Consider the following 16,035-nt stretch of genomic DNA (forward strand, 5'->3'; position numbering starts at 1 on the left):
TTTTATTCATTTCCTGCAGGATTAATTTAATGTGAATTATATAAAAAACGGTATCAATTTTAGGAATAAAATTTGATGCCGTTTTGCTATCTTTGAAAAACTAATTTTTTACAATATCAAAAGGATGAAATATTTTATAACGGTTTGTTTGGCTATTTTGGTTTTTTCTTTTAACGGTTTTTCACAGGAAAAAAACACAACTCATAAGGTTGAAAAAGGGGAGACTGTTGCACAAATTGCCCAAAAATATAATGTCACTCCTTATGATATTTATAAACTAAATCCGGATGCACAGGCTGGTTTGAAGCCGGATAGCGTTTTGCTTATTCCAAAAAAAGCAGGGATGCAAAAAGCAACTGCAAAAGCGGTAACTCACAAAGTGGAGCCAAAAGAAACCTTATTTGGCATCGAAAAAAAATACAATGTTTCAGATGAAGCTTTGAAGAAAGCCAATCCTGAATTAGAAAAATTAGGATTGCAAATAGGACAAACGCTTATTATTCCATCGAATACAAGTTCGAAAACTGTGGCATCAACTCCCGAAAAAGTAGTTTATCACGAAGTACTTCCAAAAGAAACGAAATATTCCATTGCAAAGCAATACGGGATTACAATCGAAGAATTGGAAAAAAGAAATCCAGAAGTGATTCCTAATTTAACCATTGGATACAAATTGATAATTAAAGGAAACGCTCCGAAAACCGAAAAAGTTTCAGCAGTGGAACCTAAAAAAGAAATGCCGAAACCAATTTCTCCTAAAGTTTCTCCGACTATTAATTACGTAAACTACAAGGTAAAACCCAAAGAAACTTTATACAGCCTGTCAAAAATGTCCGGTTTGGGACAAGACGAATTGGTTAAATTGAATCCGGCTTTGGCCAATGCCGTTGAAGTAGGAATGATTTTAAAAGTACCGTCAACAGCTTCAATTCCACAAGAAACAGAAACTAAAAAAACATATGCTTCTTTGTCGAAAAACAGCAATTCTAATGACAGAAAAAAACTGGTTTTATTGTTGCCTTTCAATATGTCAAAGATTGAAGGCGATACCGTAAATTCTACTTCAATGCGATTGAAAAAAGACAAGTTTTTGAATATAATTTTGGATTTTTATTCAGGGGCTTTAATGGCTATTGATTCTGCAAGAAGCCTTGGAATTAATGTTGACGTTAAAATATTTGATTCCCAAGAAACTAAAAACGCTTCGAATATTTTAAGTATTAACCAGGAAAATAATCTGGAAACGGCTGATGCCATAATTGGTCCTTTTTACCAAAATAATGTCGAAAAAACTGCCGAATTATTAGGTAAAAATAATGTCCCCGTGATTTCTCCTTTGTCAAAAGACATTGGAAATGCATTTCCAAATTTGTACCAAACAATCCCAACCAATGAAGCTTTAAAAAATGCTATGTTTGATTTTATGAGGTTGAAAGGTGGAAATATAATTGCGGTTGTCGATAAGAAAAAAGAATCTGTTAGGCAATATATTCAACAAAACCATTCGGATGTAAAATTTGCATCTCTCCTTGAAAACGGAAGCGTATCTGTCGAAAGTCTGAAAGGTTTATTTGTAAAAGACAAAACGAATTATGTGGTTATGGAAACTGCCAATACCGGAATGATAAAATCAACTATGGCAGCTATGATGAGCGTTATGGCAAATTACAAAGTGCAGTTGGTTATTTTAGAACCTAACGAAACTTTGGATACCGACGAAATTAATTTTGAAAATCTGACGAAACTAAATTTGATGTATCCATCCATAACTCGTGAAAACGAATCTCCTGAAGCTAAAATTTTCGAAAAAGAATATAGAAAGGACAACAAAATTTCTCCAAGCACGTATGCCACTCGTGGTTTTGATGTGACTTTTGATACCATGATGCGATTGTCGCAAGATAAAAGTTATCAGGAAACCGCTGATTCTATTGCAACTGAACAAGTGGACAACAAGTTTGAATATTACAAAAAAGCAGACGGTGGTTACACCAATAAAGGGATTTATATCTTGTATTACGACACCGATTTAACCATAAAAGAAGCGAATTAAGTATTAAGACTGAAGTATTGAGTATTAAGACTAGTATCAGTTGCATAACCCATAACCCATTACCATAACTCATAACTCATAACTCATAACTTCTACAATGACCTCAAAAGTAACTTATTTAGGCGATTTAAGAACCTCGTCGATACATTTGCAATCCGGTAGCGAAATCATCTCAGATGCACCACTGGACAACAACGGAAAAGGTGAGGCTTTTTCGCCAACAGATACAGTTGCCAATGCTTTGGCCAGTTGTATGATGACTGTTATGGGAATAAAAGCACGAGATTTAAACGTTGATTTCAAAGGTTCCACAGCCGAAGTAACCAAAATTATGCAAGCCGAACCAAGAAGAATCAGCGCTATCGAAATTGTTTTTGATATGAATGTCGCTACAGATGAAAAAACAAAAACTATTCTTGAAAGAACTGCAATGACTTGTCCCGTTTTTCTGAGTTTGAATAGAGAAATTGATAAGAGGATTAGTTTTAATTGGTTGTAAAACTTGTGTTTAATTTTTCTAGATTAGAATCCTATAAATCTGTCATTCTGACGAAATAGTACTTATTTAAGTGAGTTTTAATCTTAAATATAATAATAAAAGATTAAATACCATTTAGTTTGCTGACAAAACCTTAAACTTTTAAACTTGGATCAAAACCAAAAACAACTCATCAAACTTGCTCATACCAAAATGCCTTTTGGCAAATACGAAGGCAAATATCTTATCGATTTGCCGGAATATTATGTGGTTTGGTACTCCAACAAAGGTTTTCCAAAAGGAGAACTGGGAGAGCAACTACAGCTCATTTATGAACTAAAACTCAACGGACTTGAGGAGTTAATAAGAAATATTCGGAAACGGTATCCAAAACCATAGTTTAAACATAAAACCTTTCGTTTTTATGTATTAGTTTCCAAATCCCGAATGTAATCTCCATATTCTAAATAGAACATTTCGAGGGCATGCATTTTCTCGTTGAAAAAGTCAAATATTTCATTCCAATACTTTCTATTGCTGACACTTACTCCGGTTTTTTCAACCCAAATACGACTGATGGTTTTGCCGTTTTCAAGCACAAAGTTTTTCTCAAAAACAAGGTCTTTTACAAAATCATCTTCCAAAATGCTTCTTAAAGATTCCAGTTTTTCAAAATAGATTTTTCGCTTGTCATCATTTCGATGCTCAATGTCAATTAGAATCTGGGCTTTTTTGTTGTCAACATAAAATTTAAACGAAAAGTCCTTGATTTTTGTATCATATAAGACCCATTTTCGAGGATATTTTTCTGCAAAATCAATCCAGAATTCTCGCTTTAATCTTTGAGTTTCCTCTTTGCTATACATTTTATTAGTTAGTTTTTATTTTGGTAAATTTGTAAAACGCTATATTTATATTTTCAATACATTTTGGTTTACAAAAATAGACTTTGATTATGGATTTTCAAGATTTTTTAAAATATGTTCCTAAATTTTTGGAAGTTACCCTTCCTGGCATTGAAGCACATTTCAGAATGGCTCCGTTAGAAAGAATTGAAGGAATGAAAAACATTAAAATTGAAACTAAAAACCCAAAAATTGCTGCAGTGATGATGTTGTTTTATCCTAAAAATGGAAGAACACATTTGGTTCTTATTGTCCGAAATTCTTATGAAGGTGTGCATTCTGCCCAAATAGCTTTTCCCGGCGGAAAATATGAATCAGGAGATCAAACTTTTGAACAAACTGCTTTACGAGAAACCCACGAGGAAATTGGAATTCATCCCGAAAGCATTGAAATCATAATGCCTTTTACTAATTTGTACATTCAACCCAGTAATTTTATGGTATACCCTTATCTGGGAATTTGTAGAGAGGAAATTATTTTTATTCCTGATGTTAATGAAGTTGCGAAAATAATCGAATTGCCATTATCTATTTTTTTGGATGATAATTTAGTTGTAAGTACACAAATTTCAACTTCTTATGCTGAAAATATGCTTATTCCGGCTTTTAAAATTAATGAGCATATAGTTTGGGGTGCAACGGCTATGATGTTGAGTGAATTGAAAGAAGTCTTAAAAAAGGTGCTTTAATTTATTAGTTTTCGTAAGTTTGTCCTCCAAATATACACAAAGCACAATTTTCTATGGGATTATTTAAGAGAAATCCATTTGGACACATCCTTTTTATTAAAAGATTTTTGATACATATTTTTGCAATTTTGACGCATAGACGCTATAGAGGGTTTAATAGTTTGCAAATAGAGGGTTCAGAAATAATACCTGCATTACCAGATACAAATGTCCTTTTTATATCCAATCATCAAACTTATTTTGCTGATGTGGTCGCCATGTTTCATGTATTTAATGCCAGTTTGAGTGGTCGTCAAGATTCCATAAAAAATATTGGATATATCTGGAAACCCAAGATGAATATTTATTATGTAGCTGCTAAAGAAACTATGCAAGCAGGATTATTGCCAAGAATTTTGTCCTACATTGGAGCTATTACCGTCGAAAGAACTTGGCGTTCTTGCGGTAAAGATGTTACCGAAAAGCGCGATGTGAATCCTAGCGACACTGAAAATATTAAAATCGCATTAAATGATGGCTGGGTAATTACTTTTCCGCAAGGAACAACAAAGTCATTTAAACCTGTTCGAAAAGGAACCGCACATATCATAAAACAACACAGACCTATCGTAGTTCCAATAGTAATTGATGGATTCCGTCGTTCGTTTGACAAAAAAGGATTGCGTATGAAAAAGAAAGGCATTCTGCAATCATTCACCATCAAACCACCTTTAGAAATTGATTATGACAACGATACCATCGATCAAATTGTCGAAAAAATTGAATATGCAATCGAGCAACATCCATCATTTTTAAAAGTGATTCCTGCCCAAGAATTAAAAGAAGCAGAAGAACTTAACAAATTAAGAAAATGGGAATATTAATAAAAAAGAGGCAATTGCCTCTTTTTTATAAATCTATTTTCTTTAATTCGTTATAATTCCTATACAATCTTTTGAGTAAAATTCCGTAAAGCAATTTGTAAAATAACCAAAAAAGACTCAAAAACACAGCAATTGTCAAAATCAAAATCCCTATCGTGATTACCATAATCTTTCCGTCACTGGCGATTTTATCTCTCAAAACCATTACTTCTGGATTGGAAGTAAAAGCAATTAAAAAGCCAATTATTAAACTCAAAACAACCATTCCAAGATTGTACCAAACATAGCATTGCACTGTTTTTCTGCTTTTAAGAATGTCTTTCATCAACTGTTTTGTAGATACGGTGGTCGAAATGGAAACATAATTTTTATAAAACAAATAAATGAAAACCAATATTACCGCATAATTTAAAACCGTCAACCCTTCAAAATAGACGTTTAGTTCTTCATATTTAGTGTTTTTCAAATAATCGTCAGTATTAAAAAATACGCTAATCATTGTCCAAAGCAAAATCTCCAGAATGCTAATAATAAAAATCCACTTCACGATTGAGGATGATTTCATGTGCAGCATCTTGTAAATTTCGCCTTCTGAAACCTGTTCAAAAGCGGCGTTTTTTTGCCAATCTTTTTTCAATAAATCCAGCTCTTCCATAATCATGTTAAGGATTTAATATTTTTTTTAATTTCCCTTTAATTCTATTCATTTTAACCCTTGCATTCACTTCCGTAATTCCCAATGTTTCCGATATTTCTGCATAATCCTTGTCTTCAAGATACATAAAAACCAAAGCTTTTTCAATATCGTTTAATTGATATACCGCTTTGTACATCAGCTTCAGCCGTTCTTCTTCTTCATAATTATAATCCTCCTGCCCAATAAAAAATTGATGATTTTCATAATCCACCGTTTTTATGGCTCGGCTACTTTTCCGGTACAAAGTAATCGCCGTGTTCAAAGCCACACGATACGCCCAAGTCGAAAACTTGCTGTCGCCACGAAACTTCGGGAACGCCTTCCACAACTGGATAGTAATCTCCTGAAACAAATCCTTGTGTGCATCCTCACCATTCGTATACAACCTACAAATTTTGTGGATTATATTCTGGTTGGTCTTCAATTGCTTCACAAATGATTGTTCTAAACTGTCGCTCATAGTATTGTTAGTGGACAAAAGACATATTTTGTTACAAATTAAGTGTTTTTTTTCAGGAGCACAAAGTTTCGTGTTTTTAATATACAGTCGTCCCGCTTTTCGTTGCAATCTTTTTTTAAGCCTATAAGGTTTTTAAAACCTTATAGGTCTGTAAAAAAAAGGATTTTCACTTCAAACGAAGTTCACTGAACTCCAATGAAAATAAAAGCTATGTGAAGTAATCTGGGCTATTCTAAACCTTTTATTTTCTTTATAAACTTCCCCGAAAAGCTTTAAAACTAAACTTCGTATATTTGTAATTCAACGACAAAAATATGAACATTCCAAAATCAGAAAATCCCGGAATAGTCATTATCGGCGGAGGTTTTGCAGGAATTGCATTAGCCAAACAATTGCGAAACAAAAAGATGCAGGTTGTTCTATTGGACAAACACAATTATCATACATTTCAACCCTTATTGTATCAAGTCGCCACTGGCGGTCTCGAAGCCGGTTCTATCGCATATCCCATTCGGAAAGTCATTCAGGAATTCGACGATTTCTATTTTCGACTCACTTTAGTAAAGGAAATTGATACCGAAAATAAAAAAGTAATCACCGAAATAGGAGATTTAAGTTATGATTATCTCGTAATTGCTACAGGTTCCAAAACTAATTATTTTGGCAACAAAGAAATTGAACGCAATTCGATGGCGATGAAAACCATTCCGCAATCGCTCAATATTCGAAGCCTGATTCTAGAGAATTTCGAACAAGCCGTTCTGATGAATGACAGCACCGAAAAAAATAGTTTAATCAATTTTGTACTCGTGGGTGGTGGACCAACAGGCGTGGAGCTTGCCGGCGCTCTTGCCGAAATGAAAAAAGAAATCCTCCAAAAAGATTATCCCGATCTCGATATTGCCAAAATGGAAATCAATCTCGTTCAAGGAGGCGACAGAATCTTGGATTCGATGAGCGAGAAATCATCGCAAGAAGCCGAGAAGTTCCTGATAAAATTAGGCGTAAAAATCTGGAAAAATGTCCGTGTCACTAATTATGACGGTCGCACCATTACCACCAATTCCGATTTAACTTTCGAAACCGCCACCGTAATCTGGACTGCAGGAGTTAAAGGTGCTGTCGTTGCAGGTCTTGATGCCAAATCCCTTGTTGAAAATGTAAAACGCATCCGGGTAAATCAATACAATCAAGTCGTGGGTTACGATACCATTTTTGCCGTGGGCGATATTGCGCTGATGGAACTCGAAGAGTATCCGCGAGGTCACCCCATGATGGCGCAACCGGCCTTGCAACAAGGAAAATTACTGGGAGAAAATTTGGCCAGATTAGTAGACAATCAACCAATGGAAGCTTTCAAGTATAAAGACAAAGGTGCAATGGCAACCATTGGTCGCAACAAGGCTGTTGTCGATTTGCCGCATTACCATTTCAGTGGTGTTTTTGCCTGGTTTGTCTGGATGTTCGTGCATTTGTTCTCCCTCATTGGATTCAAAAAAAAGGCCGTGGTTTTCTTGAATTGGGTTTACAACTACATCCGTTTTGACCGTGAAGGCCGATTGATTATTCGCCCGTTCAAAAAGAAAAGTTTTGTCACTTTTACGAGTGACGAGGTTTAATATAAAAGGATAACGATTTGTTATCCCTTTTTGAATCTTGGTTCCCAATAAGAATTTGCAGCTTAGTTTATTGGAAAAGAATATCCAATAGAAACGGTCGGAATAAAGTAAGTATCCCAAGTTTTATGTCTGTCATTGTCATAAAAGCTATCCCCAACAGGAACCGGATTGTTGTCTTTCCCTTGTGGGCTTTTAAGGTAGTATAAGGCGCCAATTCTTGGCATTACATATAATCCCTTGTAAATGCGAAAGATATAGCCAAGCTCAACTCCAACTAAATCAGAATATAAATTTTCCGAGATGCCCGTGCTTTCCTCTGTCACGATTTGTTTTTTATTTTGGTACATAATGCGGGTATACAATCCTTTGTCGGTTTTGCCATTCCAAAAATAGCTATAATGTACAGAATAAATATAATCTACTTTCAAATCAAATCCTTCTGGTGTACCCCCAAACCCTTCAGGACTTTTGAATTTTTGATAACCCACTTCAAAACTATGTGGTCCTTTGCGTACTCCAGAATAACTGCCAATTCCGCCTGTCAATGCTAATAACCCCAAATCAAGTTCAGAAAAAATTTTCCATTCCTTTTTTGGCTGCGTCTGTTCGTCCTGAAGGCTCGAGTCAGAAGTTGAAGGTTCAATAGTTTGTGAAAATCCGTGGTTGCTTAATCCAAAAATAAAAGCGAGTGTAATTGTAAAATGTTTCATAGTTGTAAAATTTTGCATATTGTTTATGTTTTTAATTAACGATGCAAAATTCGGGTGAAGGGACAACAACTAACTGGACAAATGTCCATAAATCAAATTATTTGATATTACTGCGAATTCTACTCAAATGACGTGGCGTTACTCCAAGCATCGAGGCAAGATGTAATAGCGGTATTTGTTGTAACAAATGCGGTTCGGTTTGCAGCATTTTGGCATAACGTTGCTCTGCCGTGAGTACAATTAAGTCAAACCGACTTGAATCAATGCCGCAAATCGAACTTTCGAGTAGCCCAATATAAAAATCTTTGAAGCCTGGAACTTCGTTCACTAATTGTTTAAGTTCCGTTTTGCTTATGAGTGAAATACTTCCTTTAGTGAATGCCTTTACGTTTTCAAGGGCGGGTTTTTCACTTATAAAACTTAGTAGTGAAGCGAAAAAAGTATTGGTAATCGACACATAAGTGGTTTTTTCTTCCCCCTCTTTTATGACATAATATTGAAACAGGCCACTTTCTATAAAACCTATATGTCTGCTGGTTTTTCCATATTCAACAACGAAATCATTTTTTTCGAATTCTTGATAGGTAAAGGCATCCAAAATTCTGTTCAGGCTTTCTCCCTCAAATCCAATCTCCTGAAAATATGTTTTCACTTTTTCCATATTCCTACTGTTATAATTTTTTGTCTTTATAATAATTCACCATCAAATTCACGAATTTGCTGTAACTTTCCATACCGTCTTTTTGTTGATTGAATTTCAGGAAATTGTCGTAAAAAATATGGAAACCCTTGTCTATAAAAGTGTCGTATTGTTTCCAGAAATCCTCGCTTTCCTGGTAGTTTTCCAGGATTCCGGGATGAACAGTTTTCAGTAGTTCTTCAAAAACTTTTTCGTCACGAACTTGCCAATTGGCCAAACAATAACGCAATGCAGTACTGTATCCCGAATATTTAAAATACAAATCATCATTTTTCACGGAAGCCAGAAACCCGATGAAATTGCATTCGCTTTCGCTGGCAAAACCCATTTGGTGCGCCATTTCGTGGCAAGAGGTCGTTGGTGAATTGTACATTGGCATCAAATAATTTACTTGTGCTTCATTGGTAAACGGATTCAAATATCCGCCAAAACCCATATAAGTCAAAGGCAAACTAAAAAGTGACTTCTTGATGCTGGGATTCGTGTATTCAAAGAAAGCATATTGGTCGGAAAGCTTTTTATAGCCATTTAAATTCATCTCGAAAACCTGTTCTTGCGAATAGGGAAATACAACTTTTGAGCTGTCGTCTTTCATAATTTGGCTTTGAATTTCGTTTGTTTTGGCAATTAGTTTTTTGGTGAAAGTCAATAAATCTGCATCCGTATAATCCCTTTCTATTTTCATTTTTTCGAATAGCGGTTGGCGGTAATAATTCATTGCCCACAAGAAATGGAAAAGGAAATAGATCACTGACAGTATGCCTACTATTTTCAAAGCGGTGTTTCTCTTTTCGAATCGCCAAGATTTTCGGCTGTCCCAAATCGATTTCAATACATAAATAATCACGATTCCATAGATAATATCTCCAAAAGAAAACGGAAGTTTCCCCAATGTTTGCCGTGAAATTTTAGAAGTAAACACATACAATCCATTGCTGTAAAATCGTTCCACAAACTCGGGAAAAAACGGAATGATTTGCAAAACCAGAATCTGGATCAGTAGGAATAGTGGAAGAATGTATTTGCGTTGCATTTAAAATGAATTTTTGTAAAATTAGCACAAAATAAATGACTTTTAAAATACATTATTCTAACTTTGAACTTTCGAATTTTAAACTATAATTAAAAAAAATATATAATGAGCCAAGAAATAAGAGATCTGGAACCCAAAGCACTTTGGAACAAATTTGCCGATTTAAACGCAGTTCCTCGGCCTTCTAAAAAAGAAGATCGAGTTATTGAATTTATGAAAAACTTCGGTAATTCTTTAGGATTAGAAACTTTTGAAGATGAAATTCGCAACGTAATTATCCGAAAACCAGCAACTGCAGGAATGGAAAATCGTAAAGCATTAGTGCTCCAAGGGCACTTGGATATGGTACATCAAAAAAATTCTGATACCGTTTTCGATTTCGATACCCAAGGAATCGATATGTATGTAGACGGGGATTGGGTGCGTGCGCGAGGAACAACACTTGGCGCCGATAATGGTCTTGGAGTGGCGATGATTATGGCAATTTTAGAATCTAAAGAAATCAAACATCCAGCGATTGAAGCTTTGTTTACGATAGACGAAGAAACGGGAATGACAGGTGCTTTGAATCTAAAAGGTGGAATTCTGAGAGGTGGAATTCTTTTGAATATGGATACCGAAGAAGATGACGAAATCGACATTGGTTGCGCCGGAGGAATTGATGTTACAGCTACTAGGGAATATCACGAAGAGGAAACTCCCGAAGATTCTGTGGGTTATACCATCACTGTAAAAGGTCTAAATGGCGGACATTCCGGAATGGATATTCACAAAGGTTTGGGGAATGCCAATAAAATTATGAATCGTTTGTTGTTTGATGCTTTCGAAAATTTTGGACTTCAGGTTTCCGAAATTAACGGTGGAAGTTTGCGCAACGCCATTCCAAGGGAAAGTATTGCCAAAGTTATCATAGCCGGAATGTATGACGAAGCCTATATTTTCGATATGCAGGAAGTTATTAATGACATCAAAACCGAATTCAAAACTACCGAACCGAACCTGACCATCGAAATCGTGAAATGCGATTTGCCCCAAAAAGTGATGGATTTAGGCGTGCAGGAAGGCATTATTCGTTCTATTTATGCAGCGCATAATGGCGTTTACCGAATGTCTGCCGATATGGAAGATTTAGTGGAAACTTCGAATAATGTAGCGCGTGTTATCATCAAAGATGGCGAAATTTCTATTGGATGTTTAACGCGTTCTTCGGTTGAAACTTCTAAGTTTGATTTGGCCAATGCCTTGCGTTCCGCTTTTGAATTATGCGGCTGCGAAGTAAATTTGACGGGTTCTTATCCGGGTTGGACACCCAATGTAAAATCTGAAATATTGGATTTATTGGTCAAAATCTATGAAAAACAAAACGACGAAAAACCAAAAGTGGTGGCTTGTCACGCTGGATTAGAATGTGGAATTCTGGGAACAAATTATCCTGATATGGATATGATTTCTTTTGGGCCAACCATTCAGGGAGCGCATTCACCAGACGAGAGAGCTTCTATAAAGTCTTCCCAGAAATTCTGGAAATTTGTATTGGAAATTCTTGAAAATATTCCGGTGAAGATGTAATCAGATTTCAGGTGGCAGATTTCAGCACATAGAAATCAGACAATTTTGTAGAAATGATTAAAGCAGTATAAAAATGAAATGAATCATTTTTAAACTGCTTTTTTTCTGCCACCTGCAATCTGTGACCTGCACCCGAGACCGAAGGTCGAACTGGAGAAGCAAACTAATCCCTTTTAGGGCTGTTTTTCTTTTCTCTTTTTTCCTCCTTTTTTTCCTTGGCGGTCTTAAGAGGTTCTTTTTTTACGGTTTTTTTTGCGTCTTGACTTTTTGCCATAATAGGTATATTTAAAGGTTAACTTTTCTGTTTTTAATGGAGTAAATATAAAGAATATTTTTTATAAGAAAAAGGTTTCAGGCATTTTTCATACTTCGTCAATTTTCAAAAAATCACCGTCGATGATTAACAAAGTTACGCCTTTTGTAGCAATGGAACGGTGCGAACTCAAATCGTCAGAAACAATATATGTCATTCCTTTCGAAAGATGGAATCGCTCGCCGTTTTCCAGTTCGCTGATGAATTCGCCTTCTAAGCAATGCACAATATGCCCTTTTTGGCACCAATGATCCGCCAGATAACCTTCGGAATATTTCACTTTACGAACCCGAAGTCCGGCAAATTGCATTGTTTGCCAAAACGAAGTTCCGGTTTCACCTTTGTGTTCCGTTTTTTCTATGTTGCTCCAGTCGATGGTTTGGAAAGGAATGGTCATTTAAAATAATGGTTTAGGTTGTTGAATCATCCTCGTTTTTTTTTTTTTTTTAAATTCAATAACTCAACAATTAGTTTGCAAATTGAAAACTTTTAAGTACATTTGCTTATGAAAATCCTTGTAAAGAAAACGATTTTATTTTATATCAAAAAATATCCAATGGCTGAAACGCCATTATTAATTTGGTATAATGAGTTTTCAAAATTAGAGTTCAGCAATTTTAATGAACTCAAAAAGGTTTATGGAAACGCAAGCGTTATTAATCATAACAGAGTTGTTTTTAATATAAAAGGAAATGATTTTCGACTGGTGGTTTCCATCAATTTTTCGCAAACGGCTTGCTATGTAATTTGGTTTGGAACCCACGCGGGATATGACAAGATTAATGCGGGAACTGTTACTTTTGATACCGCAATCTTAACCGATAAAAAATAGAATTATGAACTGGAAAGTATTAAAAACCGAGGAAGATTACAATAAAGCTTCAATTCGACTGATGGAAATATTTCACGCAGAACCAAACACGCCAGAGGGTGATGAGCTGGATTTACTATTGGTTTTGGTAAAAGATTATGACGAAAAGCATTATGAATTGCCAGAGCTCGACGCATTGGAAGTCATCAAATATAAAATGCAGGAAATGGGGTTGAAAGCCAAAGATCTTGAGCCCATAATAGGAAGCAAAGGACACGTTTCTGCAATTCTTTCCGGCAAACGAGAGATAACCTTAAAAATGGCGCAAAAACTGAAAGATTATTTTAGTATTCCAGCTGAAGTTTTCCTGCACAGTGCTTAAAAGGCTCTGATTTATTCCGTTTTTTCTATATTGCTCCAGTTTATGGTTTGGAATAGGAGAGTCATTTGTATTGTTCTTTTTTGATATTTGTGGGTTTCACTTCTAGTTTGTCGTTATCTTATTTTGGTAAATGATAAAGTTGAACAGCTAATTTTACTTCTCTATTCCTGTCTCCATTGATGTGAAAACTAAAATTGAACCAATTTTCATCAGATTTATTTGTGAAACTTAAATAATTTGAATGTTTACTTGTTTCAGTTTCTACTTTTTTTATTATTGCAGTTATGTCTTTCTGATTTACAAACAATATAACTGACGATTTAGTGTCTCTCCAAGTTAAATATCCAAGTAGTTGGTCTATTGTTGATAAATAGTTTTTTTCACCACTCCAAAACTTACATTCTGCAATAAAAATCACAGAACTATCATGTCTTAATTGAATATCAGTTTTTCCTGTTTTATTAAATGTTTCTCCGCTTACACTTCCAAATTCAAAATTTGGATCAAGTGTCATTAAAATATGATCTCTTAAATCTTCCTCACCTTTTCCTTTAAAAAGACTTGGCATTCTTTCAAAGTTTTTTCCGACATCATTTATAAGTTTTAATATTTTTTGATAATTTTCATTGTCTAGTGTTGGTTCAGGTTTAAATCCTTTTTCGTGAACAATTGGCTTTACAATAATTTTTTCTCTTAATAGCGGTTTTGGTACGGCAAATGTTGAAACAACGTTATCTTTTTTTCTTAATGGGACACCAAGTGAAGATAAAAGATTATTTTTTGAAAGTAATTTATGTTTTCTCTGTGAAATGTAAGATGAAGTTTCACTTTCAAGAATTTTATTGAAATTTTCTATATCAACTTTTAATGAATTATAATCATTTTGAATTCCATTTTGTTCATTTTTGAATTGTTTATTTATTTCATCTGCATCATTTGAAAAGTTGATAAATTCTGTTACAATTGTATCTTTTCTAACTTCAAAATTACTGCCACTGCTACCAATAAAATATCTTGAAGCAGGAGTATAATTTAGTAGATTTACATTTCCACTGCAAGGGATAAAAAATTGTATAATTTCTTTTTTATATACTTCTCCTTGATAAACATTATAATTAAATGGGAAATATTCTGCAGGTACTTCATCTTCATAACTGTCTGCATAAACTTCTTCAAAATGTATTTCAGGAATTTCTAGTTTGTATTTTGAGACAAAATGTTCAATATAATCCGTGATATTTACATTTAGAATATAATCTTCTTTTTCATTTTCTATTATTGATTTTATTGTATTTAATGAGTTTTGAAAAATATCTGTTATTCTTCCCTGTCCAAATATTCTTGATGTTCGCCTTCTATTGTACATTATAAATAATTCTTTTTTATAAGATTCTTTGCAAAATGTTTGATAACTTCTTTTTAAGTATAATTTTATCACACAAATCTACTCAAAATCAGATTGATTAAAATGATGATTGTCTTATTATTCTACTAATATAATCAAATTCAGATTGTAAAACTCACTATTTCTCAGCTTTCAACTTCGCCCAAAACACAAAATAAAGCAAAATCAAAATCGTGGCAACTCCCGTAACCATAAAAGTTTCGCTTGCCCCGAATCGGTACCAAATCAACCCTGCCAAGGAACTTGCCAGCATCGTGCAAATGCTTTGGAAACCGGCGTAAGTTCCTATCGCCGTGGCCGTGTCTTTTTTGTCGGTGATGTTGCTGATCCAGGCTTTGGCAATGCCTTCGGTGGCAGCGGCATAAATTCCGTAAAGTAAAAAAAGTCCAACTAAAACGTAACCATTCGTGCTCGAACCCATTCCTAAATACACGATGGCGAATAGTGACAATCCGATGATGAACGTCTTTTTCAATCCAATTTTGTCCGCGAGAATTCCAATCGGGAAAGCACCCAAAGCATAAATCAAGTTGTAGAAAATGTAAATTCCAATGACCAAGGTGTCGCTTAAACCGGATTGTTTGGCTTTCAATAGCAAGAAAACGTCCGAACTATTAAACAAGGCAAAAGCCAATAATCCAATCACGACTTTGCGGTACAATATTGGACTGTCTTTCCAATAGTTGAAGGAAGCCAAAAGGGAGGCGGACTTGTTCTCTTTTGGATGTGTATTGTTTTTGTCCTTGAGCAAGAAGGAAGCCAAAATGGCAAAAAGTCCCGGAAAAAAGGCAATGTAAAATAAGGTTTTGTAATCTTCCGGATAAAAATAGAGATAAAGCAAGGCCAATGATGGTCCAAAAACCGCGCCCAAAGTATCCATAGAACGATGGAAACCAAAAACCTTTCCTTTGGTTTCAGGAGTGGCTTCATTCGAAAGAATGGCATCTCTTGCTCCAGTTCTTATTCCTTTTCCGAAACGGTCTATGGTTCGTGCAAAGAATATCCAAAGCGGATAAACAAAAAATGCCATCATTGGTTTTGAAAGAGCACTGAAAGTATAGCCAATGCGCACAAACGGAACTCGCTTTCCCGAATTATCCGAAAGTTTGCCAAAATAACCTTTGCTCAATCCCGCAATGGCTTCGGCTACGCCTTCAAGAATCCCAATCAGCACGATCGAAAAACCGATGGTTTTCAAATATATTGGCATTATGGGATACAGCATTTCGCTTGCCATATCAGTAAACAAACTTACGAATGATAAAATCCAAACGGTGCGTGTAATGGTTTTCATAGTAATGCTTTTATTTATCTCAAATGTAAAAAAAATCCTCAACTACTTTCGTAA

The 16,035-nt window shown here is 34.9% G+C and carries 18 protein-coding genes; 9 read left to right on the forward strand and 9 right to left on the reverse strand.

Going from position 1 to position 16,035, the window contains the following annotated elements; genetic code table 11:
* The first annotated feature begins 124 nt into the window (after nt 1–124).
* The 3 genes from IR213_RS04160 (at nt 125) to IR213_RS04170 (ending at nt 2,930) form a co-directional block, all read left to right on the forward strand.
* Nucleotides 125–2,053: a PBP1 and LysM peptidoglycan-binding domain-containing protein gene (locus IR213_RS04160; protein ID WP_194311053.1), complete on the forward strand. Its 1,929-nt coding sequence runs from the start codon at nt 125–127 to the stop codon at nt 2,051–2,053.
* 97 nt (nt 2,054–2,150) lie between these two features.
* A complete protein-coding gene (locus tag IR213_RS04165; protein WP_194311054.1) occupies nt 2,151–2,552 on the forward strand; it encodes an OsmC family protein in 402 nt (133 codons plus the stop codon).
* Nucleotides 2,553–2,699: 147 nt separating this feature from the next.
* Nucleotides 2,700–2,930: a DUF3820 family protein gene (locus IR213_RS04170; protein WP_194311055.1), complete on the forward strand. Its 231-nt coding sequence runs from the start codon at nt 2,700–2,702 to the stop codon at nt 2,928–2,930.
* Between the two features lie 23 nt (nt 2,931–2,953).
* Here the strand turns inward: IR213_RS04170 and IR213_RS04175 are convergent, their stop codons facing one another.
* Nucleotides 2,954–3,397: a DUF4268 domain-containing protein gene (locus IR213_RS04175; RefSeq protein ID WP_194311056.1), complete on the reverse strand. Its 444-nt coding sequence runs from the start codon at nt 3,395–3,397 to the stop codon at nt 2,954–2,956.
* A gap of 89 nt (nt 3,398–3,486) precedes the next feature.
* Here IR213_RS04175 and IR213_RS04180 point away from each other — a divergent pair, with 89 nt between their 5' ends.
* Nucleotides 3,487–4,125: an NUDIX hydrolase gene (locus IR213_RS04180; RefSeq protein WP_194311057.1), complete on the forward strand. Its 639-nt coding sequence runs from the start codon at nt 3,487–3,489 to the stop codon at nt 4,123–4,125.
* A 53-nt stretch (nt 4,126–4,178) separates the two neighbouring features.
* Nucleotides 4,179–4,988 carry a lysophospholipid acyltransferase family protein gene (locus tag IR213_RS04185; protein WP_194311058.1) on the forward strand — a complete coding sequence of 270 codons (810 nt, stop codon included), beginning with the start codon at nt 4,179–4,181 and terminating at the stop codon, nt 4,986–4,988.
* 25 nt (nt 4,989–5,013) lie between these two features.
* Here IR213_RS04185 and IR213_RS04190 read toward each other — a convergent pair whose 3' ends face one another.
* Both IR213_RS04190 and IR213_RS04195 read right to left on the reverse strand, forming a co-directional pair.
* Nucleotides 5,014–5,649 carry a hypothetical protein gene (locus IR213_RS04190; protein WP_317173113.1) on the reverse strand — a complete coding sequence of 212 codons (636 nt, stop codon included), beginning with the start codon at nt 5,647–5,649 and terminating at the stop codon, nt 5,014–5,016.
* Nucleotide 5,650: 1 nt separating this feature from the next.
* The gene (locus tag IR213_RS04195) at nt 5,651–6,145 is read right to left on the reverse strand and encodes an RNA polymerase sigma factor (RefSeq protein ID WP_194311059.1); all 495 of its coding nucleotides are present in this window, start codon (nt 6,143–6,145) and stop codon (nt 5,651–5,653) included.
* A gap of 314 nt (nt 6,146–6,459) precedes the next feature.
* Here IR213_RS04195 and IR213_RS04200 point away from each other — a divergent pair, with 314 nt between their 5' ends.
* The gene (locus tag IR213_RS04200; RefSeq protein WP_194311060.1) at nt 6,460–7,764 is read left to right on the forward strand and encodes an NAD(P)/FAD-dependent oxidoreductase; all 1,305 of its coding nucleotides are present in this window, start codon (nt 6,460–6,462) and stop codon (nt 7,762–7,764) included.
* A 62-nt stretch (nt 7,765–7,826) separates the two neighbouring features.
* On the opposite strand, the gene IR213_RS04205 is transcribed toward IR213_RS04200, so the two are convergent.
* From IR213_RS04205 to IR213_RS04215, 3 genes are all read right to left on the reverse strand, one after another.
* Nucleotides 7,827–8,474: a hypothetical protein gene (locus IR213_RS04205; protein WP_194311061.1), complete on the reverse strand. Its 648-nt coding sequence runs from the start codon at nt 8,472–8,474 to the stop codon at nt 7,827–7,829.
* A 97-nt stretch (nt 8,475–8,571) separates the two neighbouring features.
* On the reverse strand, nt 8,572–9,135 hold the full coding sequence (locus IR213_RS04210; RefSeq protein ID WP_194311062.1) for a Crp/Fnr family transcriptional regulator: 564 nt from the start codon (nt 9,133–9,135) through the stop codon (nt 8,572–8,574).
* Nucleotides 9,136–9,145: 10 nt separating this feature from the next.
* Nucleotides 9,146–10,207 carry a DUF3810 domain-containing protein gene (locus tag IR213_RS04215; RefSeq protein WP_194311063.1) on the reverse strand — a complete coding sequence of 354 codons (1,062 nt, stop codon included), beginning with the start codon at nt 10,205–10,207 and terminating at the stop codon, nt 9,146–9,148.
* A 105-nt stretch (nt 10,208–10,312) separates the two neighbouring features.
* Between IR213_RS04215 and IR213_RS04220 the strand changes: the two genes are divergently transcribed.
* Nucleotides 10,313–11,776: an aminoacyl-histidine dipeptidase gene (locus IR213_RS04220; protein ID WP_194311064.1), complete on the forward strand. Its 1,464-nt coding sequence runs from the start codon at nt 10,313–10,315 to the stop codon at nt 11,774–11,776.
* 362 nt (nt 11,777–12,138) lie between these two features.
* On the opposite strand, the gene IR213_RS04225 is transcribed toward IR213_RS04220, so the two are convergent.
* On the reverse strand, nt 12,139–12,486 hold the full coding sequence (locus IR213_RS04225; protein WP_194311065.1) for a DHCW motif cupin fold protein: 348 nt from the start codon (nt 12,484–12,486) through the stop codon (nt 12,139–12,141).
* Nucleotides 12,487–12,594: 108 nt separating this feature from the next.
* Between IR213_RS04225 and IR213_RS04230 the strand changes: the two genes are divergently transcribed.
* Together IR213_RS04230 and IR213_RS04235 are read left to right on the forward strand one after the other, a co-directional pair.
* Nucleotides 12,595–12,921, forward strand: a complete 327-nt coding sequence (locus IR213_RS04230) for a type II toxin-antitoxin system HigB family toxin (RefSeq protein WP_194311066.1) — start codon at nt 12,595–12,597, stop codon at nt 12,919–12,921.
* A gap of 4 nt (nt 12,922–12,925) precedes the next feature.
* Nucleotides 12,926–13,282: a helix-turn-helix domain-containing protein gene (locus tag IR213_RS04235; protein WP_194311067.1), complete on the forward strand. Its 357-nt coding sequence runs from the start codon at nt 12,926–12,928 to the stop codon at nt 13,280–13,282.
* A gap of 118 nt (nt 13,283–13,400) precedes the next feature.
* On the opposite strand, the gene IR213_RS04240 is transcribed toward IR213_RS04235, so the two are convergent.
* Both IR213_RS04240 and IR213_RS04245 read right to left on the reverse strand, forming a co-directional pair.
* Nucleotides 13,401–14,648 carry a hypothetical protein gene (locus IR213_RS04240; protein WP_194311068.1) on the reverse strand — a complete coding sequence of 416 codons (1,248 nt, stop codon included), beginning with the start codon at nt 14,646–14,648 and terminating at the stop codon, nt 13,401–13,403.
* Nucleotides 14,649–14,805: 157 nt separating this feature from the next.
* Entirely contained in the window at nt 14,806–15,981 is a 1,176-nt protein-coding gene (locus IR213_RS04245) for an MFS transporter (RefSeq protein ID WP_194311069.1), read from the reverse strand.
* Nucleotides 15,982–16,035 lie beyond the last annotated feature (54 nt).

The sequence above is a fragment of the Flavobacterium soyangense genome (assembly GCF_015277675.1).
Taxonomy (GTDB): domain Bacteria; phylum Bacteroidota; class Bacteroidia; order Flavobacteriales; family Flavobacteriaceae; genus Flavobacterium; species Flavobacterium soyangense.

Coding starts and splice junctions, on each gene's coding strand:
- IR213_RS04160 (WP_194311053.1), top strand. CDS start 125: ATGAAATATTTTATAACGGTTTGTTTGGCTATTTTGGTTTTTTCTTTT.
- IR213_RS04165 (WP_194311054.1), top strand. CDS start 2,151: ATGACCTCAAAAGTAACTTATTTAGGCGATTTAAGAACCTCGTCGATA.
- IR213_RS04175 (WP_194311056.1), bottom strand. CDS start 3,397: ATGTATAGCAAAGAGGAAACTCAAAGATTAAAGCGAGAATTCTGGATT.
- IR213_RS04180 (WP_194311057.1), top strand. CDS start 3,487: ATGGATTTTCAAGATTTTTTAAAATATGTTCCTAAATTTTTGGAAGTT.
- IR213_RS04185 (WP_194311058.1), top strand. CDS start 4,179: ATGGGATTATTTAAGAGAAATCCATTTGGACACATCCTTTTTATTAAA.
- IR213_RS04190 (WP_317173113.1), bottom strand. CDS start 5,649: ATGATTATGGAAGAGCTGGATTTATTGAAAAAAGATTGGCAAAAAAAC.
- IR213_RS04195 (WP_194311059.1), bottom strand. CDS start 6,145: ATGAGCGACAGTTTAGAACAATCATTTGTGAAGCAATTGAAGACCAAC.
- IR213_RS04200 (WP_194311060.1), top strand. CDS start 6,460: ATGAACATTCCAAAATCAGAAAATCCCGGAATAGTCATTATCGGCGGA.
- IR213_RS04205 (WP_194311061.1), bottom strand. CDS start 8,474: ATGAAACATTTTACAATTACACTCGCTTTTATTTTTGGATTAAGCAAC.
- IR213_RS04210 (WP_194311062.1), bottom strand. CDS start 9,135: ATGGAAAAAGTGAAAACATATTTTCAGGAGATTGGATTTGAGGGAGAA.
- IR213_RS04215 (WP_194311063.1), bottom strand. CDS start 10,207: ATGCAACGCAAATACATTCTTCCACTATTCCTACTGATCCAGATTCTG.
- IR213_RS04220 (WP_194311064.1), top strand. CDS start 10,313: ATGAGCCAAGAAATAAGAGATCTGGAACCCAAAGCACTTTGGAACAAA.
- IR213_RS04225 (WP_194311065.1), bottom strand. CDS start 12,486: ATGACCATTCCTTTCCAAACCATCGACTGGAGCAACATAGAAAAAACG.
- IR213_RS04230 (WP_194311066.1), top strand. CDS start 12,595: ATGAAAATCCTTGTAAAGAAAACGATTTTATTTTATATCAAAAAATAT.
- IR213_RS04235 (WP_194311067.1), top strand. CDS start 12,926: ATGAACTGGAAAGTATTAAAAACCGAGGAAGATTACAATAAAGCTTCA.
- IR213_RS04240 (WP_194311068.1), bottom strand. CDS start 14,648: ATGTACAATAGAAGGCGAACATCAAGAATATTTGGACAGGGAAGAATA.
- IR213_RS04245 (WP_194311069.1), bottom strand. CDS start 15,981: ATGAAAACCATTACACGCACCGTTTGGATTTTATCATTCGTAAGTTTG.